21 protein-coding genes are annotated in these 19,173 nt (G+C 34.9%); all 21 read right to left on the reverse strand.

Annotation, left to right across the window (positions count from 1 at the left end; translation table 11 throughout):
- Positions 1 to 121: 121 nt before the first annotated feature.
- Positions 122 to 1,924, reverse strand: coding sequence for a UvrD-helicase domain-containing protein (locus F8154_RS03875; protein WP_151860285.1), 1,803 nt, complete (start codon positions 1,922 to 1,924; stop codon positions 122 to 124).
- Position 1,925: 1 nt separating this feature from the next.
- Positions 1,926 to 4,070 carry an ATP-dependent nuclease gene (locus tag F8154_RS03880; RefSeq protein ID WP_151860286.1) on the reverse strand — a complete coding sequence of 715 codons (2,145 nt, stop codon included), beginning with the start codon at positions 4,068 to 4,070 and terminating at the stop codon, positions 1,926 to 1,928.
- Positions 4,071 to 4,114: 44 nt separating this feature from the next.
- The gene (locus F8154_RS03885) at positions 4,115 to 4,516 is read right to left on the reverse strand and encodes a prepilin peptidase (protein WP_151860287.1); all 402 of its coding nucleotides are present in this window, start codon (positions 4,514 to 4,516) and stop codon (positions 4,115 to 4,117) included.
- 44 nt (positions 4,517 to 4,560) lie between these two features.
- Entirely contained in the window at positions 4,561 to 4,827 is a 267-nt protein-coding gene (locus F8154_RS03890; RefSeq protein ID WP_192930149.1) for a helix-turn-helix domain-containing protein, read from the reverse strand.
- Positions 4,817 to 5,146: a hypothetical protein gene (locus F8154_RS03895; RefSeq protein WP_151860289.1), complete on the reverse strand. Its 330-nt coding sequence runs from the start codon at positions 5,144 to 5,146 to the stop codon at positions 4,817 to 4,819. The genes F8154_RS03890 and F8154_RS03895 overlap by 11 nt, the downstream gene beginning before the upstream one ends.
- 10 nt (positions 5,147 to 5,156) lie before the next feature.
- Positions 5,157 to 5,366 (reverse strand): mercury transporter, encoded by a 210-nt coding sequence (locus tag F8154_RS03900; RefSeq protein WP_151860290.1) that lies wholly within the window; start codon positions 5,364 to 5,366, stop codon positions 5,157 to 5,159.
- 12 nt (positions 5,367 to 5,378) lie between these two features.
- Positions 5,379 to 6,218, reverse strand: a complete 840-nt coding sequence (locus tag F8154_RS03905; RefSeq protein ID WP_151860291.1) for a conjugal transfer protein TrbL family protein — start codon at positions 6,216 to 6,218, stop codon at positions 5,379 to 5,381.
- Between the two features lie 30 nt (positions 6,219 to 6,248).
- Positions 6,249 to 9,431 (reverse strand): S-layer homology domain-containing protein, encoded by a 3,183-nt coding sequence (locus tag F8154_RS03910; RefSeq protein ID WP_151860292.1) that lies wholly within the window; start codon positions 9,429 to 9,431, stop codon positions 6,249 to 6,251.
- A gap of 40 nt (positions 9,432 to 9,471) precedes the next feature.
- Positions 9,472 to 9,690 carry a DUF6133 family protein gene (locus F8154_RS03915; protein ID WP_151860293.1) on the reverse strand — a complete coding sequence of 73 codons (219 nt, stop codon included), beginning with the start codon at positions 9,688 to 9,690 and terminating at the stop codon, positions 9,472 to 9,474.
- Between the two features lie 87 nt (positions 9,691 to 9,777).
- Complete coding sequence (locus tag F8154_RS03920; protein ID WP_151860294.1) at positions 9,778 to 10,110, reverse strand: Mbov_0395 family pilin-like conjugal transfer protein; 333 nt, start codon at positions 10,108 to 10,110, stop codon at positions 9,778 to 9,780.
- 3 nt (positions 10,111 to 10,113) lie between these two features.
- Positions 10,114 to 12,246 (reverse strand): VirD4-like conjugal transfer protein, CD1115 family, encoded by a 2,133-nt coding sequence (locus F8154_RS03925; protein WP_243141155.1) that lies wholly within the window; start codon positions 12,244 to 12,246, stop codon positions 10,114 to 10,116.
- A gap of 162 nt (positions 12,247 to 12,408) precedes the next feature.
- Positions 12,409 to 13,371: a relaxase/mobilization nuclease domain-containing protein gene (locus tag F8154_RS03930; RefSeq protein ID WP_151860295.1), complete on the reverse strand. Its 963-nt coding sequence runs from the start codon at positions 13,369 to 13,371 to the stop codon at positions 12,409 to 12,411.
- Positions 13,320 to 13,646, reverse strand: coding sequence for a plasmid mobilization protein (locus F8154_RS03935; RefSeq protein WP_243141163.1), 327 nt, complete (start codon positions 13,644 to 13,646; stop codon positions 13,320 to 13,322). Before F8154_RS03935 ends, F8154_RS03930 begins: the two co-directional genes overlap by 52 nt.
- Before the next feature lie 57 nt (positions 13,647 to 13,703).
- Positions 13,704 to 14,006, reverse strand: a complete 303-nt coding sequence (locus F8154_RS03940; protein ID WP_151860297.1) for a hypothetical protein — start codon at positions 14,004 to 14,006, stop codon at positions 13,704 to 13,706.
- 217 nt (positions 14,007 to 14,223) lie between these two features.
- Positions 14,224 to 15,576, reverse strand: a complete 1,353-nt coding sequence (locus F8154_RS03945; protein WP_151860298.1) for a PIN-like domain-containing protein — start codon at positions 15,574 to 15,576, stop codon at positions 14,224 to 14,226.
- 86 nt (positions 15,577 to 15,662) lie between these two features.
- Complete coding sequence (locus tag F8154_RS03950) at positions 15,663 to 15,974, reverse strand: hypothetical protein (protein ID WP_151860299.1); 312 nt, start codon at positions 15,972 to 15,974, stop codon at positions 15,663 to 15,665.
- Positions 15,975 to 16,016: 42 nt separating this feature from the next.
- Positions 16,017 to 16,334: a hypothetical protein gene (locus tag F8154_RS03955; RefSeq protein ID WP_151860300.1), complete on the reverse strand. Its 318-nt coding sequence runs from the start codon at positions 16,332 to 16,334 to the stop codon at positions 16,017 to 16,019.
- Positions 16,335 to 16,400: 66 nt separating this feature from the next.
- Positions 16,401 to 17,228 carry a hypothetical protein gene (locus tag F8154_RS03960; RefSeq protein ID WP_151860301.1) on the reverse strand — a complete coding sequence of 276 codons (828 nt, stop codon included), beginning with the start codon at positions 17,226 to 17,228 and terminating at the stop codon, positions 16,401 to 16,403.
- A gap of 13 nt (positions 17,229 to 17,241) precedes the next feature.
- The gene (locus tag F8154_RS03965; RefSeq protein ID WP_151860302.1) at positions 17,242 to 18,198 is read right to left on the reverse strand and encodes a DUF3991 and toprim domain-containing protein; all 957 of its coding nucleotides are present in this window, start codon (positions 18,196 to 18,198) and stop codon (positions 17,242 to 17,244) included.
- Positions 18,199 to 18,209: 11 nt separating this feature from the next.
- Positions 18,210 to 18,917, reverse strand: a complete 708-nt coding sequence (locus F8154_RS03970) for a JAB domain-containing protein (protein ID WP_151860303.1) — start codon at positions 18,915 to 18,917, stop codon at positions 18,210 to 18,212.
- Positions 18,910 to 19,158 carry a hypothetical protein gene (locus F8154_RS03975; RefSeq protein ID WP_151860304.1) on the reverse strand — a complete coding sequence of 83 codons (249 nt, stop codon included), beginning with the start codon at positions 19,156 to 19,158 and terminating at the stop codon, positions 18,910 to 18,912. Before F8154_RS03975 ends, F8154_RS03970 begins: the two co-directional genes overlap by 8 nt.
- Between the last annotated feature and the right edge of the window lie 15 nt (positions 19,159 to 19,173).

Below are 19,173 nucleotides of genomic sequence, written 5' to 3' on the forward strand. Positions count from 1 at the left end.
TCTTTTTTAAATTATCGATGTTCAATTTACATTACTTGTAATTATTTACATCCAAATCTATGTTGCATTTTGCAAATGCCTAAAGTAAAATATTTTATCAAAAATAATTAATTCGTGTAATTTAATCTATAACATCATACTCAAAATCATAACCTACTAAATTAGGGGTTGGTGACTTTCCCGAAGGATTATAATAGTTCACTCCCCTTCCCCTTTCAGATATCAAATGAAGGTTTTTCCTCGCTCTTGAAGACATCACATATAATAACTTATTTGAATTTTCATCTCCATTTTTATCTTTAAAATGTGGTAAATAATCATTTAGCAACGCAAAACCTATGACTGTATCATATTCTTCACCTTTTGTTCCATGTATTGTAGAAATAGTTATGCCTTCTCTTGGTTTAAATGCTCTTCTAAAGCTAGAGATATCACTAATAAAATCTGCTCCCTCTTTTTTTAACCTTTCAATACGAGCCTTAGAGCTTTCAAAAAATGAAATATAATGATTCTTTATTGAAGAGTACGAATCTATATTTAAGTTAAGAAATCCACACAGTTCCCCAAAAAACAATTCAAGGTGTTTAAGTCCATCACTCTCATTAATTACTATCGAATTAATAATCTTCAAAAGTCTCTTTTTTGTCAATCCATCTAATGAATAGCCAACAACTTCAAGTTCTTTAATAATGTCATTAGCCCATCTTAAACGCCTTATATAAAAATTAGGTGATGGCTCTGATAAAACTAGCCTTGCAACTTTATACCAGAAATTATCAATATCTCTTGAAAAAGGTACTAATCCCGGTCCATCAAAGCTACAGTCAGGTAATCTAGACGTTAGTTGTCTTGTTATAGACCCTAAATGTATCCACTGAGGTGCAACAACACAGATCTCATTTGCTGTGATACATTCATCATCTAAATTAAACTTAATTAATCTCACGATCTCATTAACTACCTCTTCTTTACTAAGGGATAGATTATATGTTATTTTACTAGAATATAATTTCAAATCGCCTTCAGCACGTATGGTAGATTCATATACCTTAAAGTTTTCAAAATAACTTATCATTTTTTGTGAAGACCTATAATTATTCTCTAAAGAGTACTCACACAGATTAAAACCAAATATTTTCTCTAATTCTTCTTTTTCCATTGGAAAACCGCCCAGAGTACTATAAATTGACTGATTAGGATCTCCTACAATGAACACTCTTGATAACCCTTTACCAGCATTTAATATTTTCGCAATGATATGATACTGAATTTCTTTTGTATCTTGATATTCGTCAATTAGTATAAACTTTATGATATCTTTCAATGTGTTAGCGATTATTGGATTTTTATCGAGAATTTGATAAGCATAATATAAGATTTGTTCAAAATCTACTTGCCTACTATCCTTTAATATATCAAAATATTTTCTTAAAACATCTTCGATCATATAATGCTTTTCTTTCTCGAGACAACTCAATCTATATCCTCGCGGAGTAACAAAAAAACCGCAATCATAATAAGATATACTTTTACCGTAGTTTTCTTTACATAGTTGAGTGATTAACACCTCTGATTCATGTGAATTTAGTATTGAAAAACCAAATTTCAGTTCATCAATACAATTATGATAGGGTCGAACAATCCATTCCAGTGAAAATGAATGAATCGTTCCTATCCATAATTGTTTTGTATCTATACCAATTTTATCTAAACGTTCTTTTATCTCTTCTGCGGCACGATTAGTATAAGTAATTGCAATAATAAATTCTCTAATTGATTTTAAATTATTGATTTCATACGCAATCTTATATGTAAGTGTTCTTGTCTTACCGCTTCCAGGACAAGCAATAAGAAGAACACTATTGTCATTTAATATAACTTTTTTCTGCTCATCATTTAACTTTCCATCTAATAGTAATGTCATTTTAAATCAGTTCCTTTAATAAATCTATTAACTGACTATCATCAATCTCCGTTTTGAGAGTTGTATAGTAATCATTTAATGTTATTTCTTTTTTACTATAACTGTCTAAGCTCTCATACAAAAGTTTAAAATTAGTTGCATCGTCTTCATCTTTATTTGAATTATTATAATCCAAACGAAACTTAATCATGCTTGAAATTACTGACGTTGACCACTCATCTTTTGCATGGACAATTGCTTTCAATATGTATGAAGGCACTATAGTCCATTCTTCAATATAATTACTTAGTATTATTGCATACCAACCTTTACCAGCATTATTTGCCATTGTTAAAATTCTCTTGCCATTAACAGCAATATCCTTTGAAGTTATATCTTTTTTAGCAGTTTTCTTAGTAGTGATATCCTTATAAACATCTTCTATAGTTTCCTTAACTTCATGCTTATTGCCCGAATTCATAAAATCAACTTCAAATGTATAATTTGCATAGAATGATTTTATCCATGAACTTCCCTTAACAAACTCTTCTATTCGCTCTTTTCTTTCTAAACCAGACTTTTTTGAAGCTTCAACTGATTTTTTATATTTAATCAACTTATCAGTATCACCATCATTAATAGTTGTATCGCATATTGCATCGTCTAAATCAGTAATAATACTACATCGTCTTTTGATCCTGTCATCATGAAATAATTGTGCAACATTTTCAAAACCTGTACTCCTAACATTTATTAAACTAATCCCTAATTCATCAAGACTAACCCCATAAACTGACTTAAAAAGTAAAGGTATTAATATTTCTTCCGCATCACCTTCAACTAGCAAAACACCTTTTGCAAAAAGCAGATTAGTTCTTACTGCATCTAAATATCGTTGAACATGCATTATGTTAGTCTCACTGAGTCCTTTTGACGGTTGATATGATTCCGCATAGTTCTTCTTTTTTGCTAAAATATTGATATTCTCGACGTTGCTTACTTCTGATATATGAGTAGAATGTGTCGAATAAATAATTTGAGTATCATCATAATCAAGCTTGTCAAATAATGTTTTTTGTATATGAGTATGTAAATGTGCTTCTGGCTCTTCTATTAACAAGAAATTGGCAAATACATCTTTTGACTTTTGATATTTAAACTCCAAAATTTTTAAAGTAAGAAATATTAAATTAGCGCCCCCAAGACTTAACTCATGTATACTTCCCTCATGTTCTTCATTTGGCTCACCAATGAAAAGTTTTAGAGATTGTAATAGTTTATCAGCTTCATCAGGTAAACTTGACTTTATTGTAAGAGCTGATGGTGAATATGTATGACCTACAGCATTTCTTATGGTTTCATCAATATCATTTTTTATTTGTTGAACATCTTTCAGACCTTCAATCTTTGAGTTCAAATCATTTACCATATCATTAATTGGTTCATATTCACTTACCTCTATCTCACCACTTTTTTCCTTAAGTAGCCCCAACAAGGGATTAGTTCTATTATTGTGAAAGCTACTAACTACATCTCTCAAAGCTTGAATAAATGTAAATGATATTTCTTTAGACACTGACAGTTGGTGCGGAATCTTAGTTCCAAATTTTGATGCATCTATTACTGATGGGAACTCAACTTTTTCAAAGTCTCCAACCAATTCTTTATATACCTGTGGATCATTAAAATCTACATTACTTTTTCCAGTAAAAAAAACTTCATAATTATCTTCAACTGTCAATCCACCCAGTATTTCATTCATGGATTCATGATCTCCATTATCCAACTCAGATAACTTCTGTCTAATATCTGCTTTTGGTCTGAAAAAAAGATTATAAGTAGCTCTATCTACACTACCAGTTTGAACTGCTCCAAATCCATGAATAAATAATGATTGAATTGCTTCATCATCACTTATCTCATCAAACTCAATACTAATTATAATCCAATGGCCTCTCCAGTTACCTAACGCTCTATTAAAATCTGATTCTTTTAATTTATATGCATAATGTAAAGATGAATCTTCTAATAATAAACGTATTGCTTTGAATAAATTAGTCTTACCTGATCCATTCTCTCCAATGATCGTGTTTATACCTTTATTGAATTCAAACTTTGCACTTGCAAAATTTCTATAGTTTACCAAAGATACTTTTGATATATACATAACATCCCCCTATTAATTACACTTCAAAACTCAATTTCCTACCACTAGATTAAATTTAATGAAATTATGTAGCTTATACTTCTTATGAATAAGCTACAATACCCTATAGCCAAAAAAGGTATTAACGCAATCTTTCCAGTATAATCCAATCGCATATACCAAAAGTATAACACATTTGCCAATATTCCGAAAGCCAGTCCCATGCTACTTCCAACCAGTCCATTAGAAAATCCAAAGAAGAAGGAACACGCCCCAACAAACTTAATATCGCCACCACCCATTGCCCCTTCCTTTAGCAGTGCCGCCACCAAAAATGGCAGTGGCACAAGAAGCATACCAAGAATTGAATCTAGCCAACTTACTTGAATTAATCCAAGTAATATAATCATCACATGAACCTTATCAGGAATAATTCGTATTTTTATATCGCAATAACTGGCGTAAATCTATACCACCACAAACAGTACATTCTTTATCACTAACACACCTATCACCTCACAATATACTCATTTGCTAATCTGCCACCATCCTCTGTATATCTGCTACGAATATAGATGTAGCCACCCTTTTCTAGTCGCCAAAGATTCTTGCCTACTGTTGTCTTATGTACCCCAAGAATCCTACTAATCTTTTTCTGTGATATTTGAACAACTCCTTCTCCATCTGCTATCTTACTCAAGAGCATATAGATCATTTTTGCAGATACAGTTGATTTTATTCCTCCCACTACTTTAAATTCATTAATCCTATCCGCCATGTCTTCTCCTCTCCATCCTGTAGACATACATGTATTTCTTTTGTCCAAATTGATATCTAATAATAAAGCCCATCTGGTCGACTACTGATATATTGGAGTTGTCCTTAGTTAACATAAGAACTGCTCCTGATACAGCAACCAACATAAATACAATGGTGACCACCGTATTTCTTGTTACAAAGAATTGAAAAGCATCTATTACACCTGCCACTAAAGTAACTAGAATAGTTTTCATCAATTCTTCCTTACCATATCCATTGAATATTTCTTTTCTTAACTTCAATCCTTGTGGTATATATAATGGTTTTTCTCTTGCCATCTCATCACCTCTATGTGTAATAACTGGTTATAACATCTTTTATCACATAACAACTTTCTGCTAAGACATAAAAGACTATCACGTTCCTAATCTTCTTTTTGTAAGCCTTCTCCAACTCTTCATCTGTTCCCATCATTACAAAGCAGTAAACCACTCGAAGAACTGTGCCACTCCGAATGAGAATTAGGAAGGCATCAGATAATTCTTTTAGAATATCCATCCTCTCGCCCTCCTACTTTTTAAATAGTGCCTTACCCATTTGATAAATCCTTGCTGTAGAGTAAATCTTATTGCTTAATCCACCGCCTTGACCTCCTGATATGATTAAGAACTCTTGTAAGAACTTTGGTGTTCTAATAGCCAATACCATACTGGCAACACCCCAAAAAACATGGGCGTTGAGCATAAGCCCAACGCCGAGTTTTGCCAGTACAATCTGTACAAGAACCGCCAGTGTACTTTGAAAGAATTTCTGTATATAGCTTTTAAATAAATTACTGTCGGCTCTATCCATTAAGCCTACACAGGCAAGGGGCAGTCCTATTCTTAGAATCATAATCTCTAGTCCTCTTGTCAGAAACTGAATGTATAAAACAAAGAAGCAAATGAAAAATATCAACGATACAATACCAGTAAACAACCCTGCTGTGGCTATACCTGCAATGACTGTTTCAAAGGATATGGGCATTCCTCCTGATATAAGTACGATTAACTCATTAGACATATCTTCTATGATTGTAGCAAGCCAACCATACATGGTTGGAAAACATATACTTGTAGCAAGTGCCTTTAGAAAACCTATGAATAATGTTGAAGGCTCATCTCCTGCATCGCCATCATGCCATAGGATGTATTTGTTGAAGCCATTTTTAAGGAACTTGAGAATAATGAGAGAGATACCAAAAGCGAAGAAGATATCAAAGATCGGCTCTATGGCATTGATACCAAGTAGGGTGTCCATATACCTTTCAGCATAGAGTACCATTGGCACAAGCCCTTCTAAAAGGGTGTCTACATAAACGAGACACCCTGATAAAATAGCACTTATAAGGAGCATAATTACAACTTCCAAATGTCCGCCTCCTTACATATTCTCTCTAGCCTATTCAAAGTGATAAAACACTGAATAGGTGATATTGCTTTTGTTATACATACAATTGTGGTTGGTATAATAATAAAACTCTAACTTACTGTAGATACCTGAAGTTAGAGTTTTATTGAATGTAATGCCGTTTTTCGTTCTTTGATAACTGAGTTGATCCCATACGCCTGTTTTTATATTAAAGCCACGTACACGTCCATAATCATCCCCACTATGACCACTTACTGGTGGTACTGTAAAGGTGTATTTTGTGATAGTTGCTCCCTCGATGCCTTCCTCAAGAATAACCGATTCAGGACCAGTTAAGGTCATGCCACCACCCTTATTAGGGTCAGCTACAAAGAATACGATTGCTGTCCAAGGTGATTCAGCACCTGCACTATCTACTGCTTTAACACGAATTACATTTTTACCAAGTGGATATGTGGTTGTCTGAGATGCTCTCCCTTCCCAAACATAATTAATATCATCTCCGTCAGGATCACTTGCTGTTGCTGTCACTGTAATTGGGGTACTCGGTAAAACACTATTACCACTAGGGGTTCTTGTAATAATCGGTGTACTAGGTGCTTGATTTGAGACAGTAAAGGTTAATTCTGCCCACTCAGAATATCCACCATGTTCGTCCTTTGCACGTACCTGAATGGTATGTGTCCCAACACCATAGTAGCTATCTTTTGTCGTTCCTTGATATTCATAAGTTAGCACGTCATCATTAGAATCAGTGCTATTGGCATTGATATTCACTTTAAATTTACCACTGTTAGATATCCTTGCTACATCAGCAGTTACAATTGGTATTGACGGCAGATTATTATAGATAGTGATGTCTTTTTCTGATATAAATACTCTACCTGTCACATCTGTTACTTTAGCACTCAATGTGTAATTACCTGTGGTGTTGAAAGTTAACTTACCACCAATATCAGTAAGTGTTCCATCAGTATATGCATCTAGTGAAACCGACTCATCCTCCTTCTTCAAAGCCCACTCAATGTTCATATCATTGAACTTCTGTGTATTGACTGAAACACTAGTTCCAACATGAGCTGTTTGAGGAAGTGTCAATTCTACATCAGGAATAGGATGAACTAAAATAGTTCTACCCCAAGAAAAACTTCTACCCAAATTGTCCACTATTTCTGCTGTCAAATTATATTGCCCATCTTCTATAAAACGGATGTTACCACCCTGTTTACTGAATGTGCCTTCTGTAAATTCTTCTAAGTTCACAGAATTACCATCTTTAATAAGATACCATTTTATTGGTAGCAAATTCGTATCTCCTGTAAGACTAAGATCAATGGTCTCATCCGTATGAGTTGCTTCGGGCAGTTCAAATTGGATATTCAGTACAGGATGTACTTTAATGCTATTTGTGGATTCAAAATCAAAAATACGTCCAGTATCATCTGTAACTTTAGCCACTATTTCATAGTCTCCAGTGTTTTTGAATCGGATTGTGCCACCATCATTGTTTAGTTTTCCGTATACAAAGTTATCCCAGTTCTGAAAATCATGGCTATCCTTTACCATCCACTCAACTGTTAGATTTTCCATATGCTCATTAGTTGTTGAAATTGTAATAGGCGTATCCGTATGAGCGTTATTAGGTAAATCAAATAAAACCTTTGGAACAGGATAGATAACGATAGATGCTGTGTTTTCAAAACATCTATTAGTATTATCCGTAGTAGTTGAGGTTAATGAATATGTGCCCTTATCCTTAAAACGTATTACACCACCTGCACTTGTAAGTTCTCCTTCAATGTAATCACTGAGAGTTACGTTTTCACCATTACGAGTGAGACTCCAAATAAGGGTTGTATCTTCTAAGGATTCAGAAGATACTACATTAAGATTAATACTTTTATCTGTATGTGCTTTGTCAAGAAGCTTAATATCTATATTTATGGTTGGATAAATGATAATGGATGCTTCATGACGATAACTACGTTCTTTTTCATCAGTGCAAGTTGCTATGATGCTGTAGTTCCCTTTTTCCTTTAAAGTAATGCTACCGCCTTCATTACTAAGCGTACCTTCTATAGCCGTATCCCATGCCACATTTTCGCCATCTTTGATTACCGACCATACAAGATCAAGTTCCCCTAGTTCTGTCGCCTTTACATCTATCGAAATGGGTTTATCAGTATGGGAATACTCTGGTAGTTCAAAGGCAATGCTAATCACGGGGAAGACTTTGATACTCTGAGAATAGCTTGTTGTCTTGCCATTATAGTTGGTCACTGTAGCAGTCAATGTATAGTTGCCTTTTTCTTTAAAGACAATGCTACCACCATCTTTTGTGAGACTTCCATCAATTAATTCAGAGAGCTTAAGTTCTACACTGCCATCGCTAGTTTCTTTGGTAAGAGACCATTTTAGGGTACTGGTATTTTTATAAATTGTTGTTACTTTGATTTCTGTATCCGTATGCACCTTATCAGGCAGTTCAAAGGTTACCTGTGCTTCTGGATAATAGACATAGTCATCATCTAAATGATTAGATGACTGCTTCTTTTTATTTTCTTCTTCTATTTCTTTTTTAATGTTCTTCATGGCTTCTTCTTGTCTTAATAAAAGCGTAAAAGCTTCAGCTCTTGTCGTCTCACCATTAGGTCGAAAAGTACTATCAGGGTAGCCTTTTATCAAATCATATTTTGTTGCAAGATTGACAAACGCCTTATCTACTCTAGCGATCTCATCGTCGTCTTTATAAGGTGTTCTACTGTTTAACTGCTTTGTTTCATCACCTTTGCCAATTGATCGTACCATCATCTTTACAATCTCTATTCTTGTAATTGGCTCATTAGGCATAAAATTATCGGCATAGTCTGATGGATCAAGAATGCCGATATCAATAAGTATTTCGATGTTTTTTTGTGACCAATGATTTTCGATATCTTTAAATATCGAGACTCCATCTTTAACATAATGCTCTTTACTCTCTGTGTGTCTAACCAAGAGTGCTGCAAATTCTCCTCTTGTAATTATTTGATCTGGTCGAGCTGTTCCATCTGGAAAGCCTGACACAATCCCTTTTTCCATAAGCTGAGTAATAATATGCTCTGCCCAATGCCCTTCTATATCAGAAAATGTTAATTTCTCAGCATAGCTACTCCCACTTGAGAGTAGCAGAATCAAGATCAATATATAAACCCTATTCATTTTATTCTTCATAATCTACCTTTCCTTTCGTATAATTTTTATGGACAACTGCTTAACCATTAAAATTGAACATTTCAATGATTCTTTGCTTAAGCTGCGGTAGTACTACATCGCCGATTAATGCATATAGACCTGCAAGTAATAACGCCCCTAATACGACACTTATAAGAACGGTAATTGCTGTATTTAATGCACCTTCACCTTTCTTATCCGCTAATACCATTTTTCCTCTTAATACTAAGTTCATGATTTTCCATTGTAATTTTTTCATTATAATTTCTCTCCTTTTGATTGATGTTTTGTATCTAAAAGCATTTGCTTTTAAATCAGTTTTACTTGATTTGATGCTACTTATTAACTATTGATAGTAGCCAACAATTAGGTTGATAATGGCACTACCAAGGACTGCCCCAATGACAGATATAATCGCTGTCATAATTCGGTTGTTCCAACGCTTTTGATCTTGCTCATCTGCCCCACTTCTTCTGATAAAAAAGTAGATAACAAGTAGACCTCCAACAATAGGAGCAAGTATCATTAACCATGTGGTTGCGTCCCTGATAAGAGCTTCTGTACCTTTAGCGATTTTACTGTCTCCCACTGGACCACCTGTAGCAAATACAGGGGGATTAAAAAACAGCACTTGCATCATCACAAGCACTGCTAATCCTTTGCTTTTAATTTTATCCATGAACTAATTGCCTCCCATCTGTGCATACATGACATTTTGATTGCTACTTTTAGCTGTTGATTTCTTTAACTGGTCTTTGTGAAACTCCCATATGTTCCATAGAGCAATGGCATTTACACCTTGTCTTTCTTCTCGCTCACCTTCACGGTATTGTCGTATTTTTCGGTTATGTTCTTTGTTCCCAAGTCCAAAGAGTTTATTAAACTGCCATTTACCTAAGTCAGGTATGGTCATCATGGCAGGATGGGTACGAGAGGTCACTAGAGCGTAAGGACGATTAATCAGTTTTATTTCATCTGTTGTGAGTAATGCCCTATGAGTAAGATTAGTCGAATGAGATGTTGATGGTGTGGTGTATTTCCCATGTGAGCTGCTGAGGGAATAGGTTGATACCGTATAGTTCCCTAACTTCTTGGATATTTCTTCAAGTGTTCCTACATCATCTGCCTGTAGGTAAATCCATATCTCGCAGTTACTCTTAATGGTTTGTGCAACGTCTCTGTTATAGATTTCATCTAATTGGGCAAAGGCTTGGATGAATAAAGAGAATCTTATACCACGTCCACCACCAACAGTAAGTTTATTAGCGAAGTCAGGTATCTGTGTGAAGTTACCAAACTCATCTAATAAAAGGTTCACTCGATTCAGTAATCGTCCACCTCGATCATCTGCTACTTTTACAAGTGCCATATAACACTGATTAACAAAGAGACTAGCTAAACTATAATAGGTCTTTTTCTCATCAGGTAAGATGATAAAAAGAGCTGTTTTCTTATTACTTATATCTCTTGGGTTAAAATCACTTTCATTGGTCATTGACCATATAAGTGGGTTGGTAAAGAGCCTTAGATTGGTAAGAGCTGCCGTAAAGAAACTTCCCTTAGTTTTAGATGGTGCAACCTCTGAGATGGCAAGTAATCCTCTTGCAGGATGGGTACTTGGAATGGTATTCAAATAATCTTGAAGTGGCATTTTACCGTTAACTGTTTTACACATTTCAGATATGAAAAAGTAGACATTGCTTAGGTTCTGATATTTACGGTTATGTGCGCCATCATTGAGTCTGTTATCATAAACCACTGCCATAATAGCAGCGGCGATGATACTGGCTTCACCATTCGACCATATCTTTTCATTGTGACTTTCTTCTGGTACAAGTGCTTGCGTTAAATCCCATGTGGCTTCAATGGCTCTTGGGATATTGTCTTCATCAATGGCATCAATTATAGGCTGTAAGAAATTATAACGATGAGACTTAAGAGGATTCTTAAAATCAAGGGCATAAACGTCATAACCTAAGTTTCTAAGATAGGGTGCTGTGTAAGTAAAAAGTTCTGATTTAGGGTCACTAATGACCATACTCTCTCCTGTAAGACCTAATAGACCGATACTTTCTAAAACAATGCACCGTGTTTTACCACTTCGAGTTGCCCCAATGCATAATGTATGAATATCATCATCAATATAATAAACACGCTCATTTTTACGCCCCTCTTTCTTCATACCAATGACCACACCACCAGTAGCTACCTTTTGATTCTCTTTGGATTGCGTATTTTCTTTTGATGTGGCATATATCCTTTGGTTGTCTTCAAGGATTTGATCTTCGAGATTTTTAATTGCTTTTTCTTGTTCCCCACACTGAACATCTTGCTTTTCATCTTGGGATAATTCTTCATCTTTCATATCTCCCTTCTTTATGGCATTTACTTCTGTTTGCCCCTGTTTCTTAAGTGATTTGATGGTATCATCGTCCTTCTCTAGGACTACGGATTTAAAGTGATTGTCCTTTTCTTTATCTGTTAGCCACCTTGCTGATCCAAATTGTCGCTGTCCTGCTGATACTGGTGTTTTTATGAGTGGTGTTATTTCTACAAGTTCACTGTGATAAGGTCGATTATTAAGCAAATAATAAAAAATAGCCCCTAATAGAATCACTCCATTAAAGGCTAAAAATAAGAGCAGATGCTTCTGATCACTTATCATACTCCCTACAATGGTACTTAATTTAAACCATTGAACATATTGAATTTTTCTTCGTAGTAGGAAATGAATATTAGTTGTAAACAGAAGATTTACACCTGTTCCCAAGACGAATATGCCTATACTCAGATACAACTTTAGTTTATTATCCATTCACTGCATCACCTCTTTTCACGCATTTTCTAATCATGCAATAATATTTGATATGCTGATTCCCCTCCTCATCTTTTCTTTTCATCTTATGTAGCAAATACATACAGTTATCGCATTTGCAATTATCATTGGTAAATGTAATGCCTATAATCGCCACCTCCCTTACATCTCATGCCCACTTTCTTTTTCCCAGTTAAGTCCTGTATTTTGCTTAGCATTTAAAATATCATCTGCCCCTGCTGCATTTTCCATCTGACTTAAGGGATAGGTATTTTTGTGATCCATACCCATTCCACCATCTGTTTCAAAAAGTTTTATGGCAGATAATAAGCCCTCGAACTTTGCCTTTGATACTTGCTTGTCTAACTTGACAGCATTTAATTCAAAGCGTTGTTCGAGGGCTTCTTTAGTAAACCTCTCTGGTGGATACAGTTTTCTATTTCTACACTTTTTCCCATCTATGTTGGTAAAGGTAATATACTTTCTATTATCTGACCATTCTGTTTGGTAACCTAGCTGTTTCAGTTTATCAATAAAATCTTCCCTTGAAATAGCATACCTTTTAGCTTCACTCACAGCTAAGAACAGTTCATGTTTCCAACTGTGTCCCTTTTCCATAGTACGATATTCACCACGATCGATATGGCTGCCTTTCTTACCGTGAGTTACAATCAAGCCATAGCGTCTACAGATTTCATCTGAATAATCCTTAAGCTCCTGTAAATCTTCTTTACTCATTTTCCACTTCATACCTGTATAGCTGTTGACCGTGTTAAGAATAAAATGAGTATGAAGATGTGGCTTATCTGTATGTGTCGCATAAACCATCTGAAAGCCTTTGAATTTATCCATTAACAGTAGCTCATCAGCAATGGCTTTAGCAGTTTCTGGTGATATGCCTTCACGGTTAGAAAAGGACTGAACAAAGTGGATATATTGTCTCCCTGTTTCCTTGTTATAATGCCTTTTAGTCATAACAAACTCATTGAGGGCATTATCAACATCACAGTTAAAACCGCCGTATAAACTAAAGGCTGTTTTATCATCACGAAGAATATAATCAATGGCTCTTCTTAATCCTGTATACGTTTTATTCCTTCCGTTAATGAATTCAATAATTGCCATATCTCATGTATCTCCTTTTTGATGGGCTGAATATCAATGGTATTAAGTTTGCCTTGATGTGCCAAAATCAGAGCTTGATTTAAGTTCGTCCCTAACTTTGATAGTTGATGGGTATGCTCCTTTAAGCCCTCATAAATAATAATATCCCTCTCAAGGGCTTGGAGGGATACATACTGGCTCATATTCATTTTTGCTTTCTTGGCTTTTCTTTCAATCTGCCGATGCTCCGTATCGGTTACTCTTAATCCTATAAATCGTTCTTTTCTTATGGTCATCACTCTCCTTTAAATACAAAAAACTAGCAGTATAATAACCACTAGCATTCATTGTTTTTATTCATTTAATTTTTTCATGATTCTCATGCCATCAACTTGACCCTGTAAATAGATTTGATTGCCTTCTAGTATGATAAGAGCAGAATAGATTTCAATAAATTGTTCTATTAAATTCTGCTCTGGCTTCTGCAATTTCTTTGATAGGGTTTCTATCTTGTCGTGTAGCTGTCCAAATTCTTTACGTAAATTGGAGTATTCTACACTATGTTCCCATAATTTCTTTAAAACTTCTTCTCTATATTCAGTAGAGAACTGTTCTAAGCTTTCATAGAATAACTCTTCACTTACAAAACCACGCATCACTTTCCCTCCCTAAGTATGATTAAGACCATTTTAATTCTTAACCTTACTAGAAGTCTAGTTATGGTAGGAAATATTTGTGTGTTTGGGCAACGCCCAATCTTAAGGGGACTGGGGATATCCCCAGCAAGCAACTTTGTTTAACAAAGTGGAAGCTTGCCCGCAGGAAGGCAAAGCCTTCTGAGGACTGCGGTTTGGATGGGGTATTGAAAAGATATTAATGATTATAATACTCTTCGAGAGCTTCCATTTGCTCAGCATGTGCAGTGCTTTCATCATCAGCATAAACATCATATAAGTCCCTCGAGTAAATATTCTGCAATTCAAAATCTTCCAATTCTATTGATCTACTACTATTAACTCGCTTGCCATCCTTTAAATCAAATGTCACTATAACTCTAGCAACAACATCAGCACTTATATCTCCAAGCGAAAAAACCATGCCTTCATTATCCTCATAAGAAACATATGAAATAGCAGGTAATGAAACTGATAGAGCATATTCTACTTCCAATTCATCAACAATCACTTTAACTTCTTCTAATTTTAAGTCATCTAATCGCTCAGCATCACCATTATTGTTCCTATAATAGTCATCATGCATATCGGTAAAATCATGTTCAATAAAATATCCAAATAATTTATCTTGGATTTCTTCCTGTATTTCACCAAATAAATGATTCCTTACATAGGTATCTGCGTTAATCTCTAGCTTTATAAGATTATCAACATGTTCACTTAGAGAGTAAAAGTCTGATAAATTCATAAAATGAATTTGTTTATCAGGACAATAATCGTTAAATTCTCTATACAACTCTGGTCTAAACTTACTCCCATTTTTCTTTATTTTCCAATCCTCTTTTGCATCATTAGTAACTAAAATAACATTATCATTATCCGCTTTTGAAGCATATTCTAATACTTCTTTCCATAGAAACAAATCCCCAAATTTATCTAATCCATCTCTATGGTCCTTAGTTTCTTCATCCTTAAATCCAGGGGGAATCTTATACTTATATCTCAGTTCCCCTTCTCTAGCTATTTGAAGTTTTCTCTCCAATGTCAAAGGCAAACCATAATTAAACTTTTTAACTAGATTATCAACCGCATTTTTTTGTTTTTCTATCATATCCTTAGTCTGCAACTTGGATAACTTACTATCAAAGTTCTTTCCTAAATCAACAATCTTTCGAAGCTCAACTTCAAATTCTGATTCAAAATCAATAAGTTCTTTAACATCATCTTCTTTATAACTATATCTTTTCAATCCATTGATAACACTTTTTATATCATCCTTAGCAGATTTTTTAAATTCAGTAATTGATTTATCAAACCCCTTACTAAGTTCTACAAACCTCTTATCCATCTTTGATTGTATGTGTCTATAATTTCTATGATATTCATCCCTCACTTGACTAGGAAGCCAGATAAAGCTCAATACATTCTCAATCTTTTCAATTAATCCGTTACAGGCATATTCAGAAACCCTATACAATTCCAATAAAACATTAGCATCCAATATTATTAAAGGTTCTTGCTCTAAGACCATCTTATATTCTGAATGATCCATAATGTCCTCCCTTCACATAGCATTTACCTAATAATACCATCAACATGTTGATTTAACAATGCTATCTAATCACACTTCTAGCATTTCTACTTCAACAAATTCAACCGATACATCAAAATAACACAATCACTATACCCTCTCATATAAAAGAAATCACCCTCAAGTTCCTGCACATCCCTTAAGTCCATCATATAATCTCTTATACACTGGCTTTGTTCCTTAGAACACTCGTCCAATGCCTTAAAAAATTGCTCTTCTCGTTCTTCTAACGAAGCAACTAATTCTGCATAATGAGGAATTCTTTCTAGCATATTTGCTCTTGTTGAATCCTTCATTGACTGAGTGAGTTGACACAAAGCATCCATAATATCCATTACATCATTTATGTAACCTGACATACACACCTCTCCTTTTTCTCAAAATAAGCAAATGAAGCAATACTATTTAAATAGGTTCAATCGATGTAATAATGCAATACAGTCCCTATATCCACGCAAGTAGAAATGATCGCCTTCATCACTGTGTTTATCCATCATATCCACAATGTAGCCTTGTATCACTTTTCTCCGCTCTATTGGACACTCCTCCATGATCACACGATAACGTTCTTTCTTTTCATTTAAGGATGTAACTTTTTCGATATAGTCTGTATTATGCTCTATCATCTCTTGCTTTGTTACATCTTTTAAAACCTGTGCAAAATCACATATAACATCCAAAACATCAACTTTCTTTTCATTAAAAATAGGCATGTTCACCCCCTCCTTTTCTACTCTAAGAATAGATGAGTGGGGGCTTTAATGTCTAGAAATCACCACAATAATTTACATTTCTACGCCTTCCTCTTGTCCCGCAACATATTCTTCTGAAGGGTATTGTTGCATCATCGCTTGGTAATGCTGTTTGTAAACCTCTTGGTTCTGACCTTCTGGTGTTTGCGGCTTTTTAGTTATACTAACTTCATCTGTTTCTTTATCAATACTCTTCTCAACAGGCTGACTATTTTTCTTTTCATCAGTTATTTTCTTGAAGAGGTTTTTTTTTAAGGATTCAATATTTTTTCTCGATATCTCTGCTTTGCCTTCTTCATAGACCTTTCTTATGCCTTCTATCTCCTTAGCTCCCCTAACTCTTCCATTATCTTGTTTGATACACTTAGTTAGTAAATCGAGGGGCAATTCATTCTCCAGTCCAATTCGTACCTCCCGCATTTGTTGTGGCGTTAAATAAGACTGATTGATAAGAAACTCCACCTGCTTTTTATTTAGTCCAAGTTCAAAGCCTTTTCGTATTTCCATCATCTGCTCTGGCAATAAAGTTGGCTTGGCATACATTTCAACTTGAGCATTGCTAAGATTCCCCTCAAGTCCTAGACGAACCTCCTTCATCTGCATGTGGGTTAGTGTAGGCTTATTGGCATAAAGTGCAACCTGTAGCTTGCTTAGTCCACTTTCCATGCCTGTTCTAATCTCTTTCATTTGCTTGTCATTTAAAATATCATGAGCATACATTTTCACTTGGGATACAGCAAGTCCTGCCCTTAAGCCTTCCATAACTTCGCCGTACTGCATTTTATTAAGTTCATTACATGCTAGTTCCTTTAAGCTCTTTCGATAACGTAGCTTTTCCCATAAATCTTTTATAACACCCATCTTAGTCCTCCTTTCACATAGCTATTTCTTCGCCTTTCCCTTGTTCTAAATCTTGCTTCTTGTCAGACACTTTATTTTCATGAAACTGTACTAAATCTTCATTGAAATCCTTATTCTCAGGTACATGTTTTGTGATGCAAAATCGATCACCATATTGTTCTCTAATTTGTTGTGAAAAAAAATGACCCTCTTCGTCATTGTCTAGACAGAGGATCATCTTCTTGATGTTTGGATATTTACTTTTGTAATAATCAATGGGCAAATAGGATGTGCCACCCATTGATAGCATATGGTGTTTAATAGGACTCACATTATGAAGCTTGATTAAAGTTAAATAACTCATTAGATCAATAGCACTTTCAAAGACAACAAGCGTATCATTACTGCCCTTTTTATGAAAGGGGTAAGTTTTATCTGAACCCCATAAGTCTTTTCTGAACTTCTTACTACCTGTCCCTCTAAGGCTGATAAATCGTGGTTGTTTCTCTTTATCGTAACCTACAAAGACACAATTCTTTCTTTCATCTTCATACAGTTGCTTATTCTTCACAAATTCTTGGACAACAGCACTATCTATCTTTCTTGTTTTAATGAGGTAGGCAAATATATGTTTATAGGTGCTATTTTTCTTTGGTGGTATGAGTTCGCCTTTCTCATCAATATCCTTTGGTGGTGGTTCAATAAAAGGCAGTTCATCATGGGTAATGCCTAATAATTCTTTAACAGACTCAACCCATGTTTTACCCTCTAGCTCCATAAGAAATTGTATGGCACCGCCACCTTTTCCATGAGAAAACCAGTTCCACTTGCTACCATCTGCTTTGATGTATAGTCCACCAAAATGGGGAATCTTATAAGATCTAGGTGTCACTTTTTTAACATCGTATCCTCTGCTACTGGCTAAAGCAACAATGTTAATGCTACTGGCTTCTCTAATCTGTTCATCGGTAAATCGCTTTTCTTTATACATGACTCACCACCTTACAGTTCCAACTCATCTTCATCATCTATTGTCACAAGGTTTTCTTCACAAACAGATTGAAGATGAATAGGTTCATAGTTTGATTGATTTAATACATGCTTTGGTAGACACCCTTGATTAGCCATTGATGCGTAATTGTTTCCACCAATAAGAATATGGTCTATGACCCTTATATCTAGCGGATCGAACACGTCAACGATTCTTTGAGTCACACTAATATCCTCACATGAGAATTTCAATGATGTACCTGGATGGTTATGAGATAAAATCATACCCGTACAATCATTAGTCACTGCAATTTTCAAAATATCCCTTGGCTTAACAATAGCCATATCAATAGTCCCCTCTGAAACAATCCTTGTTTCTATGATACTGTTACTATTATCTAAAAAAGCTACTATAAAGCGTTCTCTATCCTTCATGCCTTGTAGTAGCGATGAAAAGTATGCGCCTGCTTGACTAGGTGTTGTGAACCTTATACGTTCCTGATTTTTTTGGAGTTTTAGTACGCCATAAGAAGCTATAAATTCATTTAGCATATTAATTTTTTTAAGCTGTCTTTCACTTGGTTCAATAACCATTGGGTGTTCAAGGATATTAAAGGGATTATGCTCTTTAGAATAACGCTTAATCTTTGTAATAGAAATCCCTGTTAAGTCCCTGAGACTCTTATAAAAAACTTCTGAACACTCTATTCTTTTAGCCACTTCCACCACCCTTTCCCTTTTGTTCAGTAACCATATTCAGTACAAATTCTTCTGCAATGTTTCTAAGGTCTGTTAACTTTGTCATAACCGGTTCTGATAAATCGTAATGCTCTAAACTTAACAGAAATGACCGAATACCAACTAATGCTACAATATCTTTGATTATTTCTCTTTCATCTGGTGATGGCCCAGTTAAATAATCAATGGCATCCATCACGGTTACTTTTTTATCATCCATCATCTTAATCGCTCCTTT

It is taken from the genome of Alkaliphilus pronyensis, from assembly GCF_009017275.1.
GTDB lineage: Bacteria > Bacillota > Clostridia > Peptostreptococcales > Natronincolaceae > Alkaliphilus_C > Alkaliphilus_C pronyensis.